The following is a 13,053-nucleotide window of genomic DNA, read 5'->3' as shown; positions in this document are numbered from 1 at the left end:
TTCCATGTCCCGTCTGTTAACATTAATCTTGGCATGTAGGTTCGGTGTAAAGTTTTCTGGCGAATTCAATTATACCTTATCTTCATGCTGTTTGTTTTTCATACCACAAAGATCAACACGCCCTAGCTTCAAACATTCCATCTTTGATAAAGTCTTTAAGATCCTTTTTAGGCTCACTTCGAAGACTGTGGCTCGGATAAACCTTCGTAAGCTCAGTATTTGGATCACAAATTATATGCATTGACTCCTCAATTCTATAAGCTGTGTTCCCAGCAAAAGCCATGTTATATTCAAATTCATCTCTTATAAACCTAACATGCTGCTCATCGCTTAAAGCCGATTTAGCATTCCTATTCCATACATTTTTAAAGTGAGAATAAACTTGAGGGTGCCTGATTTTTAAAGTGATGATATAAAACAAGGGTAATGAAAATAGATAATCAGTTTTTTCTTGCGTTAATTGAATTGAATATAAAAGCTTAACGGCTTGTTCAATATCCCTTAAACCAGCCCGCATATGTTCAGCAACCTTACTGAGTATGCCAATATTTATTATATCTTCTGATTTATTACCTGCTTGGAAAACCGGAACGAAAACTGTTTCATTAGGTAAATATTTTGACCAAATAAAGTTACAATATTCTTCTTTGTCAGGACTTTTTAACGAGTACTCTTGATCAAAAAAACGATTTAAATAACGTTTAGATTCAAATTTTTCTCCGTATACAGCATTGATAGAGTGACTTAGCTGTTCTGATGCAGTAGCAACAATAAAGTAGACGCCTTCAACATTAAATAAATGCTTAATAGTTTCTAATAGTTGAATACTATAAGAAGGTTTACATCGATCTAATTCATCAATCAAAATAAATTAAGGGGCTTTAAATGAAGTTTCCCCCTCTAACCCTTCCACTAATAGCCTTAAATTTTTCCTAAAATGGCCTATAGCATTTTTTGTTGTTTGATACTCTTTTATTGCTAATTCAGCAGCCTTTGTAGAGATCGAAGAAGCTAAGGTCGTAATATCTTTTGACAAATCAGACTGTTCAGTCGTTTTGGCAGATACAGCCTCACTTTCTTGCTCCTTATCAAATAAAGCTTCGACGCCATCAAGAGACATACCAAAAAGCTGTTTAGTAAAAAAGCCACCAAGCAAAGGGAGCGCTGCATTTTTCATTGACCTTGCAATACCAGCTAATTTACCATCTGTAGCACTAAGTAAGCCTTGATTAGTTAACTCTTCGTTTATTTCTGCAATAAAACTGAGTAAAGCATTTTCAGAAAAATCATTTTTCCATGCATCAAAACACACAACCACATGCTGCTTCGTTTTTAGTTCTTCTGCAAGATTACGGAGAAAATAAGTCTTCCCAAATCCCCACTCTGCATTGACATTTAATACATAGTTTTTACTATGCTCTGCTTCAGGTACTGCGTACTTGCTCGTTAAAAACTGAACAAGCCATTGTCCTTCTTGTTTTCGATTCAACCTATCATCTAACCATAATTCATCCGACATATAATTTCCTTATTAACTATCTAAAACAACATATTGGTATGAACCGATATAAAAATAATACTTCATTATTCTACTCTCAACACCCAATCAAGCCCTTGTATCGCTGTAGTAGGAAAAGCGGTTGCATGGCTCGCCCCTTCAACAACAACGCTTTTTAATTCAATATTGTCACTGCTAAGTGCATTAATTTTTTGCGTTAATTGCTTTGCTCCTGCCACCATATTTTGCCCTTCACCAAAGCGTGGCGTTTCCTTTGCTCCCACCGATATATAAACCTTTGTAGGCACTTTAGGCTTATGTGCTTGTAGCGCTAAAATCGCATTGTTATTAAACCAAACCGATGGACTGCCAATTATATAATTGTTAAATAAATCGGGCATCGTAAATAAAATAGTCACGCCAAATAAACCGCCTAAAGAATTACCTATATAAGTTTTTTGTGTACTACTTGCTCGGTAGTTACTTTGTATAAACGGCAATACAGTATTTTTTAAAAACAGCGCGTGGTTTTGCGCGTTACCGGTTTGTTTTTTCCAGCTTTTAGCCTTGTTTGGGGTGTAGTCTCTAATTCGACTATTAGACCCTTTAGAGCCTTTTTCGTAGCTAATGGCCACTATAATAGCCTGATGCATTTTACCGGTATTCATAGGAAACCGTGTAGCACCTGCCACAATAGGGAACGTATACGGTGCATCGGTTAAATAAATAGCTGGATATATTTTTTCAGGGTGCTTTTTATATGACTTAGGGAGCTGAATAAAAACAGGATATACCCGATTGGTCATAGACTCAGTGAGTTCAATAACACTACTTCTAGGGATTTGGTACGGGGTATTTGCGCTTAATTTAAAACACATTAAAGCGCAGAGTAACAGCAGGGATTTTAAAGCAGTATTCATTAGGGCGTGTTGATCCTTGATGGTTGAATTTGCAGCAGTGTGTTTGGTTTTTAGGCAAGGCAGAGCCTATGAAGTGTGGTTACTCCCCATAAATAGGCGATAACGCAGCATAAATGCCAAACATGCGCTGCCCTTCGGGTTCTGCCTAGGGGCGATAAACTCTTTGTTACTCGGTTTTTACTTAGCCCACTAGGTTGCAAACCTCGCGCCGCGATTTAATCGCCCCTAGATTGAACAAATTTCAATCCGCAAAGATCAGCACGCCCTAGCCTAAGCCAAGCGTAATAAACCAATATTGGATGATTACTTTAACTCACTTTTAGCTTTAGGTTATTAAAAAATTTAAACACTAGGGGATTAATTTAAAGTGCTACACGTTAGTTGTTTGTAGCACTAACAACGCTAAGCTACCTGATCAGATTCAGCGCTTGAACACGGGCAGTTATCGTCATTTTGTTTAAGGCATTGTTGGTAATTAAACCAATGAGCCACAGCAATAAACGCCGACCCTATTGCTCAGCACGTTGTGCAAGTACACCTTGAAGACTTAGAAATTGAAAGTGAGGTTGAGCTTACTTTTGCTCCTAGTGCAATTACTTGGCTTGGTATTGCGCAAGAGGAAGAAGAAGACGACCACGACCACGACCACTAATTTCACTCTTTAAAAAGAGTACTCCCTGAAGGTTGGCGTTTTAATGCCAACCTTTTTTATTCACATTTTGTAACAGACCTTTTATCGCAAGTGCATCGCTATTTATAACCTTATTGTTATGATGTAACAGCTATTAATATAGGATGTAATCCCATGAAAAAATTAACAACATTGGCGCTTGCCTTGGCTGCGGTTATTGCACCGAGCGTATCGGCCTATGAAACTAAAGACACTCGCTTACTACGCTTTCCTGATATTCATAACCAAAACGTGACCTTTGTTTACAGCGGCGATATTTATATTGCTAATACACAAAGCGGCGAAAGCAAACGTTTAACCGACCACATTGGTTTTGAAACATTTCCTAAGTTTTCTCCTGATGGTAAGCGTATTGCGTTTTCGGCTGAGTATAACGGCAGCCGCCAAGTTTATGTAATTAACAGCGATGGCTCAGGCCTTAAGCAGCTTACATACTACAACGATGTTGGCCCAATGCCGCCGCGTGGTGGCTTTGATTACCGCGTTTTAGATTGGACCGCCGATGGTAAAAATGTGGTGTTTAGAGCAAACCGCACACCATGGGGTAAACGTATGGGTCGCCCTTATATGGTCCCTGCCGACGGTGGCCTTGAGCAACCTTTAGCTATTCCTGAAACAGGCGGCGGTATGCTCTCCCCAGATGGTAGCAAGTATGTTTATACGCCCATTGACCGTGAGTTTCGTACCTGGAAACGCACCCGTGGCGGCCGTGCCCAAGACGTATGGATTTACGATTTAGAAAATAACACTTCAGAGCAACTTACCACTAACCGTGCAACCGACCAGCAACCTACCTGGGTTGGCGACAATATTTATTTTGTATCTGATCGTGATTACACACTAAACCTTTACCAATACCGCAAAGGCAGTGAGCCTAAAAAGCTCACTAATTATAAAAACTTTGACGTACTTTGGCCTTCAGCAGGCCCTAATGCGGTTGTGTTCGAAAACGGCGGTTACTTATATCGCTTTGACGCAAAAACACAAAAAAGCACTAAGCTGAGTATTAACATTGCAGGTGTGCGCCAATACGCTATGCCGTACAGCAAAAATGTGAGCGACTTTATTGATTCTATGTCGATTTCTCACGATGGCAAACGTGCTGTATTTACAGCCCGTGGCGAGCTATTTAGTGTACCTGTTAAACAAGGGCCTACGCGTAACTTATCGTACACAGATAAGAGCCGTGAAATAGACGCAAGTTGGTCGCCAAATGGGCGTTATATTGCTTACATGAGCGATGAAAGCGGCGAGTACGAAATTTACTTAAAAGATCGCAGTAAAAATAATGCCATTAAACAGCTCACTAGCAATGGCACTATTTGGCGCTTTACGCCTATTTGGTCACCCGATAGTTCAAAATTATTATTTGCAGATAAAAACCACACACTGTGGTGGTTAGATGCAAAATCGGGCAAGCAACACAAAATTGATACCGGCATTTACGACGAAGACGGCATTACTCAGTATACGTGGTCGCCTAACAGCCAAGACATTGTGTATGTTAAAAATAACGAAAACCGTTATGCCTCACTGTGGCACTACAACCTTAAAAAAGAAAAGGTAACGCGCCTAACAGACGAAATGAGTAACGAGCAAAACCCAACCTTTTCGCCAGATGGCCAGTACCTTTACTTTAGCTCTGAGCGCGACTTTAACCTTGCGTTTAGCAGCTACGAATTTGACTACATGTTTAACCGCGCCACCCGTATTTATGCGGCTGCAGTAAACGACAGTGTTAAACCGCTTATTGCCTTACAAAGTGACGAAACCACAATTGTAAAAGACGATGACGACGAAAAAGAAGACGACAAAAAAGTTAAAAACGCACTGCAAAGCAGCGACTTTATGCAGCGTGTTACCGCGCTTAATGCTCCTGCGGGCAATTACCGTGGCTTAACCGCAGTAAAAGACGGCGTGCTTACACTTGCCAATGGCGGATTACAACTTATAGGCACCGAACACGATAGCGAGCTAGAAACCGTGGCTAAAGGTGTTAGCCATTACACTATATCGAGCAATAGCGAGCACCTGCTTGTACATACAAGTGGCGGTTACAGCTTAATTGAGCCTAAACCAAAGCAAGACCTAGACGCCAACAAGCTCGATTTAAGCAAAATGACGCTTAAAATTAACCCGCAAGCTGAGTGGCAACAAATGTATGTAGAAGGCTGGCGCACACTGCGCGACTGGTTCTACGACGAAAACCACCACGGTCAAGATTGGGATGCTATTTTAGCTAAATACCAACCTATGGCTGATGCTATTAGCCACCGTAGCGACCTTGATTACGTACTGAGTGAAATTGCCGGCGAAATTAACTCAGGCCATATTTACGTGCAATCGGGTGATATGCCAAAAGCCGAGCGTAAAAACCACGGTTTATTAGGCGCTAAGCTTGCAAGCGATCCATCGGGTTATGTAAAAATAGAGCAAATCTTCAAAGGTGAAAACTGGCATGACGATTTCCGCTCACCACTGGGTACTACAGGCGTAAAAGCACATAACGGCGATTACATAATTGCGGTAAACGGCCGCTCGGTTAAAGACGTTGCTAACTTTTACGAACTCCTTGAAAACACCCAAGGCGAGCAAGTAGAGCTGGTGCTAAACAGCAAACCGCGTAGCAAAGGCGCGTGGCAAGTAACAGTAAAACCTGTAGCCAGTGAGCAAGGCCTACGTTATTTAGATTGGGTTAACTCGCGTGCAGCCTACGTAAATAAGCTATCAAATGGGCGTATTGGCTACGTACACCTGCCAAATACAGCGTATGAAGGTAACCGCGCCATGTTTAAAAATTACATGCCGCAAACCACCAAAGACGCCATGATTATTGATGACCGTTACAATGGCGGTGGCTATATTCCTGAGCACATGATCACCTGGCTTGCACGTAAACCACTTAACTATTGGAAACGCCGAGGCACCGATCCGACTAAAACTCCACAGTTTGCGCACGACGGTCCTAAAGCAATGCTAATAAACGGCTATTCAAGCTCAGGCGGTGACGCAATTCCTTACTACTTCCGCCAAGCGGGTTTAGGTAAGCTAATTGGTACGCGTACATGGGGTGGCTTAATTGGTATTTCTGGCAACCCTGCTCTTGTAGATGGCGGGCAAGTCATTGCGGCTACATTCCGTATTTTAGATACCCAAGGTAACTGGATTATAGAAAACGAAGGCGTTGCTCCTGATATTAAAGTGGTTGATCGCCCAGAGCTTATTTATAAAGGCCAAGATCCATCGATAGAGCGTGCTGTACAAGAGTTATTAAAGGAGCTTAAAGAAAACCCTAAGCAACCTTTAGTGGTGCCACCAGCTCCGTCCAAGTTTTAATTTGCTGTATAGCAATATTAGCTACTACCAAAAAAACCCTGCAAATGTACAGGGTTTTTTAATAATTCGAGTTTAATGATTTATATGTATTAAGGCTTATCTTTTTCTCCAGCCGCTCCATACATCATCTTCTTGGTTGGATTTTTTCTTCTTTTTCTTACCTGTGCCTTCAGGCTTTGCCATTGGCTTTTCATTTTTAAGTGATTGTGCTGCATCAAGATTTGCTTGGTTTACCGCAAAACCGGTTACTTCTTCACGCTCTAAGCGCAGTTTGTTTTTTTTCTCGATTATTTTAAAGTGATGAAAGTCTTCGTAATCAATTAACGATAACGCTAGGCCAACTTCACCGGCACGGCCGCTTCGGCCAATACGGTGCATATAATCAGCGGGGCTACGCGGTAAGTTAAAGTTAATAACAACTGGCAGTTTGGCAATATCTAAACCACGGGCTGCTATATCGGTGGCTATAAGTACTTCTATTTCGCCCGCTTTAAATTTTTCTATTACGCGAGTACGCTCACTTTGGCCTTTATCACCATGAAATACCTGTGCGTTAATACCACGCTTTTCAAGCTTACCTGCTAGGTGCTCACAGTCTTTTTTAGCGTTTACAAAAATAAGCGCTTGGCGCCATTTGTGTTGCTTAATTAAATGCGCTAAAACCGTGGTTTTTTCGCCTTTATTAACCGTAAATACGCGCTGTACTAAGGTGCTTTCGTCTTTACTTTGAACTTGTATTTCTACTGGGTTGGTTAACAGCTCTTGCGTTAATTGTGTTACTTGCTCTGGGAAGGTCGCTGAAAACAACATAGTTTGTTTTTTAGCAGGCATAAGCGCTAATAACTCAGCAAGCTCTTCGGTAAAGCCAAGGCTTAGCATGCGGTCGGCTTCATCAAGCACTAAGGTCGTTACTTTATCGAGCTTAATAGCATTGCTTGAGATTAAATCGAGCAAACGCCCTGGTGTTGCCACGATAATATCGGCGCCGCCGCGTAGAGCCTGCATTTGTGTATTAACCGACACACCACCAAATACCGCCACCGTTTTAATCGCGCCATTAAAGTTAGCAGAATACGATTTAACGCTATCGGCCACCTGCGTAGCAAGCTCACGGGTAGGTACCAAAATAAGCCCCGTTACAAAGTTACCTTTGCTCGCTGTTTTTTTAGATCCATGCTCTAAAAATAGGGTTTGCAGCATTGGCAAAGCAAACGTCGCAGTTTTACCTGAGCCAGTATTTGCCCCCGCAATTAAATCGCTACCAGCCACTACACTTGGAATCGCCTTAGCTTGAATTGGCGTAGGTTGGTTATATTCCAAATCGGTTAAACGAGCTTGTAGCTCTGGAATAAGGCCAAGATCGTTAAAGGTACTAGGGCTTGTTGCTGAGGTCATAAAATTGTGGGCTTATTGCTAAAAAAGTAGCCTGTAATTTTAGCGTATTTAGCGCTTATTAAGTAGGGATTAGTGATTTTAATGTGGTTTAAGTAATGGCTGCGAGCGTCGAGCTACAAGCTTCGAGGAATTTTGACTGTCACCGTGAGCACTCCAAACTTAAAGAGGCTTTCATAAAAAGCCAACAACTAAGTTAGCAATATTATTAGTTCTTGCTAAGTTCTGCTTGTAACCTAGCTTTTGTTTCTCTTAAATAATTTATATAAGGATATGAGTCATTTGTAATGGCTAAAGCAGACTCCATCTGTTCAAGCGCTTGGCGAGTATCGCCTTGCATTTCATAGCCATAAGATAAGGCTGAAAACGCATCGACTGATTTTGGGTGGTTTTTTATATTGTACTTAAACACTTCAATAGCACGGGTAAATTGCTTGCTGCCCGTTAAGTTATAACCGAGTGATCTAACAGCGCGATCCGGTGGAGATATTTGCTCGCCCCATTGCTGAGATAATGTTTGATAATAAGCATCAATAGATTCTATATCATCGCCTAAAGCACTCATGGGCATTTGTTTAGGTAAAAACAAATTATGGTAGGCATTAAAAGCCCCTGCGGCCGATGTTAAGTTATGCGATACATTATTAAACGCGTCACTAAAGAAGCGTAAATTTGGCAAGCTATTAGATTGCAAAGCTTGCTGCAGCTCATTATATCGCTCACGCATTAAGCCAGCTTCTTCACCAATATTTATATAAACATAGTTATTCAGATCTTTTGATTTATTGATAAACGACTTAGCCGCTTTTACCGGTGCGCCATAGTTCCACCAAACCGCAGGGCTGTAAGCAATGTGTGCTTGGAAAAGCTCAGGGTTAGCTTGCATTGTATAAAGTGCAAACACGCCTGCCGCAGAGGCCCCAGCAATTACATTAAAGTTGTGCGCACGATAACTTTTATTAATTAAGGGCATAAGTTCTTGCTCAATAAATACTAAAAACTTTGCTGCACCACCGCCTTCACCTACTGGGCCTTGTGGCTCTTTATTAACTGTGGGGTATAAATCTCTTAAGCGATTGGTGTTTTCAATAGCGACAATAATAACTTCAGGCGCACGATTATCATTTTGCAAGCGCTCCATCACTGCACTTATAAGCGGTATGTTACCCGCGCCATCAAGGCGATAAATGACCGGATAAACTTTGTTTGGATTAGCTTGATAACTCTTTGGAAGCTGGACTACAACGGTACGTTGCTCATTTAAAACTGCTGAATTAATAGTATGTGTTTGTTGCGTATAGCTAATGGTTTGCTGTTTTAAATCAGGCTCTGCAAGTGTGCTACTAGAATAAAATATAAATAAACTACATATAAAAACAGCGGTTAATAAACGCATTACTAATCCTTTAGAAAATAGTGTGTTATTTAATCTAACAGGCTTTGAGGTACAAAAAAAGGCGCATTAAGCGCCTTTTTATCTTTAACAGGTAATTACCAACCTTTTGATTTTACTCAACAGTAACCGATTTAGCTAAGTTACGTGGTTGGTCAACGTCAGTGCCTTTAATTACCGCTACGTAATACGAGAGTAACTGTAATGGCAGTGTGTAAACAATTGGCGCAATAATGTCGTCAGTGTGGTTTACGTTGATTACACGCATTGTGTCGTCTGACTCAAAGTGTGAATCTTTATCTGCGAATACGTAAATAATGCCGCCACGTGCGCGTACTTCTTCTACGTTTGATTTAAGCTTTTCTAATAGCTCATTGTTTGGTGCTACAACAATAATTGGCATGTCGGCATCAATAAGTGCAAGTGGGCCATGTTTTAGCTCGCCTGCTGCGTAGGCTTCTGCGTGAATGTACGAAATCTCTTTAAGTTTAAGCGCACCTTCCATTGCAATTGGGTATTGCGAGCCACGACCTAAAAACAGTGAGTGATGCTTGTCGGCAAATTCTTCTGCAAGGTCTGCAATGCCATCAGCTAGTAGTAATGTTTCTTCAAGCTTAGCTGGAAGTACTTTAATTGCATTTACAATGGCACTTTGATCAAGGCCTTTTTCTTGAGCTACAGACGCAGTAAGCATTAACAAACCAACTAATTGCGTTGTAAATGCTTTAGTAGATGCTACGCCAATTTCAGCGCCCGCTTTAGTCATAAAGGCAAGGTCTGATTCGCGTACAAGCGATGAACCTGGTACGTTACAAATGGTCATTGATGCCATGTAACCTTGCTCTTTAGCTAAACGTAATGCAGCTAGCGTATCGGCTGTTTCACCCGATTGAGAAATAGTCACAAGTAGGCTGTTTTCATGAACAAACGACTGACGGTATCTAAATTCAGAAGCTATTTCTACATTACAGCTAACACCCGCAAATTGCTCAAGCCAGTAACGTGCAACCATACCTGAATGGTATGACGTACCACAGGCTATAATTTGTACGTGTTTTACATCTTTAAATATTTGCTGAGCGCTGTCGCCAAAGGCATCAATTGCTACGCGGTCGTCGTTTAAACGTCCTTCAAGCGTATTGCGTACTGCAAGTGGTTGCTCGTAAATTTCTTTTAGCATGTAGTGGCGGTAGTCGCCTTTGCCTGATGCATCTTGTGTGATGTTTGATTCAACCACTTCACGCTCTACAGGTTTGCCATTTTCATCAAAAATTTCTACTGTGTCGCGCGTAATGCGGGCTACGTCGCCTTCTTCTAAAAATATGAAACTACGAGTAACTGGTAATAGTGCTAACTGATCAGAGGCAATAAAGTTTTCCCCAAGGCCTAAACCTATAACAAGTGGGCTACCTGAGCGCGCTACGATGATTTCGTTGTCGTTTGCTTTATCAAATACAACGGTACCAAATGCACCTTCAAATTGCTTAACAGCTGCTTGAACAGATGCAAGTAACGTAGTGTGTTGCTTACGAAGCTTATGAATTAAGTGCACCATTACTTCGGTATCGGTTTCAGATAAGAACTCGTAGCCTTCTTCTTTAAGTGATGCGCGTAAGCTTGCATGGTTTTCAATAATACCGTTATGCACAAGTGCTAGCTGGTTGTTTGATACATGCGGATGAGCGTTTTCTTCTGTAACACTACCGTGTGTTGCCCAACGTGTGTGTGCAATACCTGTATGACCGCTAACGCCTGCTTTCTCAAGTGCGGCTTCTACGTTCACTACTTTACCGACGGCTTTTACAGTATTTAGCGTAGAGCCTTCTAAAAGTGCTACACCGGCAGAGTCGTAGCCACGGTATTCAAGACGTTTAAGGCCTTCAACTAAAATTTTGTTTACTGGACGTTCTGCAACCGCCCCAACTATTCCACACATAGTGTCTCCATTAATTTTTTAATTCTAGTAACTCGCTTTGTAGTTACTAATCAATAATCTCTGCACAAATTAGTTTTACACCACACGCCTCAATCGCTTTGCGTTTATCATCTGCTAAGCCAGTATCGGTTATTAATGTGGTTACTATTTTCCACGGTAATTCTAAATTTGGTATTTTTCGGCCAATCTTATCTGACTCAACCATTACTATTACTTCACGGGCGGCCTTTGCCATAACTTGGCTTAAGCCGACTAACTCATTAAAGGTAGTAGTGCCGCGTTTTACATCTATGCCGTCTGCACCAATAAATAGCTGATCAAAGTCATAAGAGCATAATACGTTTTCGGCAACTTGCCCCTGAAACGACTCAGAATGCGGATCCCATGTTCCGCCAGTCATTAAAAGTGTTGGCTCGTTTTCAAGTGATAGCAAACGGCTCGCCACTTTAATCGCGTTAGTCATTACAACTAACCCGTGCTTATTTGCAAGCTCTGGGATCATAGCGGCCGTAGTACGCCCGCTATCAATAATAATACGGTTATGATCTTTTATAAGTGCAGCAGCAGCCTTTGCTATTGCTACTTTGCGCTTAGAGTCTATTTCGTCGGTGACGATTTCTTTTGGCAGTGCGATAGCACCGCCGTAACGGCGCAGTAACAGGCCACTTTTTTCAAGCGCGGTTAAATCTTTACGAATGGTTACTTCAGATGTTTGAAACTGCTCCGCAAGCTTTTCAACAGCCACTTCACCTAGCTCATTTACCTGAGTAAGTATTAAATGACGGCGTTGCTGGGTGTTTCGTTTAGTCATAAAGCTCGCAGATTAAGTTTCGTTTCGAAAGATGTGCAATTCTAAACGAAACTAGTTAAATGGCAAGTGAACGAGCAAAAATAAAGCAGCTTTCAACGAGTAATAATAAAGGTAAAATAGTCACAGCATCTCTTAACTAAACAAAGAAACCTTAATGCAGCCATTTAATAGCTTAAACAAAGAGCTTTTAGCCCTACGTAGACAAACAGGCGAAATATGCCGACTCTTCAATAAAAGCCCGAGTAAAGGTAATTTAAAACGCATTAAAGAGCTATTCGCTCAATGCGGTGAAGGCGTAATTATAGAATCAGGTTTTCATTGCGATTATGGTAATCAAATAGCTATTGGTGATCGTAGCTTCATAAACATTAACTGTACGGTATTAGATGCCCCAATTAGTGAAGGAGCTATCAGCATTGGTGATGACTGCTTAATTGGCCCCAATGTTCAGCTATTGACTGTATCCCATGCTGTTAACCCTACACAGCGACTGAATAAAGAAAACTTTGCTGCTCCTATTACAATAGGCAACAACGTGTGGATTGGCGCAGGTGCAATTATTTTAGCGGGCGTATGCATTGGGGATAACAGTGTTATTGGTGCGGGATCTGTAGTTACTAAAAATGTAGAGACGGATACTGTTGTTGCTGGTAATCCAGCTCGTGAGATAAGAACACTATAACTATAATCGATGTTTTTTTGCGTCGGGTGTCGCTACGCTCGCCCGACCTACATTCTAGAAGTAGATGAGTGTGCATTAATTGTCCGCATTTCACCTTTCTGCAGACGTAAAAAAGCCCGACTCTTTCGAGTCGGGCTTTCTTGTATTTGGAGCCTGGCAATGTCGTAGTGCCCACAGCGATAGAGAGTCACATAGCAAATGCTACACCATCGTTGGCCGGGCTCGCCTTCGAGCTGTTTTACTTCTCTGGTGAGTTAGCCATGGGTCGTATCCGTCCGGTGATCACCGCCTAGCCTTTAAAATTCCACGGTAATAGACTATCGATATCAGGTGTTGATTGGCACAGCTCATCTAAACACGCGGTGATGTAATCGTATGGCGCTAAGCCGTTGGC

The 13,053-nt window shown here is 41.6% G+C and carries 8 protein-coding genes and 2 pseudogenes; 3 read left to right on the top strand and 7 right to left on the bottom strand.

Going from position 1 to position 13,053, the window contains the following annotated elements; genetic code table 11:
* Positions 1-112: 112 nt before the first annotated feature.
* Positions 113-1,519, bottom strand: a pseudogene (locus PSI06_RS21535) (KAP family P-loop NTPase fold protein).
* A 65-nt stretch (positions 1,520-1,584) separates the two neighbouring features.
* On the bottom strand, positions 1,585-2,418 hold the full coding sequence (locus PSI06_RS19755) for an alpha/beta hydrolase (protein ID WP_273604692.1): 834 nt from the start codon (positions 2,416-2,418) through the stop codon (positions 1,585-1,587).
* A gap of 502 nt (positions 2,419-2,920) precedes the next feature.
* Here PSI06_RS19755 and PSI06_RS19750 point away from each other — a divergent pair.
* Both PSI06_RS19750 and PSI06_RS19745 read left to right on the top strand, forming a co-directional pair.
* Positions 2,921-3,070 (top strand): annotated as a pseudogene (locus PSI06_RS19750) (5-methyltetrahydrofolate--homocysteine methyltransferase); the annotation flags it as partial.
* Between the two features lie 153 nt (positions 3,071-3,223).
* The gene (locus PSI06_RS19745) at positions 3,224-6,445 is read left to right on the top strand and encodes a S41 family peptidase (protein ID WP_273604691.1); all 3,222 of its coding nucleotides are present in this window, start codon (positions 3,224-3,226) and stop codon (positions 6,443-6,445) included.
* A gap of 96 nt (positions 6,446-6,541) precedes the next feature.
* Here the strand turns inward: PSI06_RS19745 and PSI06_RS19740 are convergent, their stop codons facing one another.
* The 4 genes from PSI06_RS19740 to PSI06_RS19725 form a co-directional block, all read right to left on the bottom strand.
* Positions 6,542-7,840 (bottom strand): DEAD/DEAH box helicase, encoded by a 1,299-nt coding sequence (locus PSI06_RS19740; protein WP_273604690.1) that lies wholly within the window; start codon positions 7,838-7,840, stop codon positions 6,542-6,544.
* Positions 7,841-8,045: 205 nt separating this feature from the next.
* A complete protein-coding gene (locus PSI06_RS19735) occupies positions 8,046-9,233 on the bottom strand; it encodes an alpha/beta hydrolase-fold protein (RefSeq protein WP_096042516.1) in 1,188 nt (395 codons plus the stop codon).
* Positions 9,234-9,345: 112 nt separating this feature from the next.
* Entirely contained in the window at positions 9,346-11,166 is a 1,821-nt protein-coding gene (gene glmS / locus PSI06_RS19730) for a glutamine--fructose-6-phosphate transaminase (isomerizing) (protein WP_273604689.1), read from the bottom strand.
* Between the two features lie 46 nt (positions 11,167-11,212).
* A complete protein-coding gene (locus PSI06_RS19725) occupies positions 11,213-11,977 on the bottom strand; it encodes a DeoR/GlpR family DNA-binding transcription regulator (protein WP_054983863.1) in 765 nt (254 codons plus the stop codon).
* A gap of 154 nt (positions 11,978-12,131) precedes the next feature.
* Between PSI06_RS19725 and PSI06_RS19720 the strand changes: the two genes are divergently transcribed.
* The gene (locus PSI06_RS19720) at positions 12,132-12,659 is read left to right on the top strand and encodes a sugar O-acetyltransferase (protein ID WP_273604688.1); all 528 of its coding nucleotides are present in this window, start codon (positions 12,132-12,134) and stop codon (positions 12,657-12,659) included.
* 289 nt (positions 12,660-12,948) lie between these two features.
* Here PSI06_RS19720 and PSI06_RS19715 read toward each other — a convergent pair.
* On the bottom strand, positions 12,949-13,053 hold a 105-nt coding region (locus tag PSI06_RS19715), incomplete at its 5' end, for a transposase domain-containing protein (protein ID WP_139336469.1).

Source organism: Pseudoalteromonas sp. GABNS16E, from assembly GCF_028598715.1.
Taxonomy (GTDB): domain Bacteria; phylum Pseudomonadota; class Gammaproteobacteria; order Enterobacterales; family Alteromonadaceae; genus Pseudoalteromonas; species Pseudoalteromonas atlantica.
Note: the sequence above shows the minus strand (reverse complement) of the source record. Positions and strands in the feature narration are given on the sequence as shown.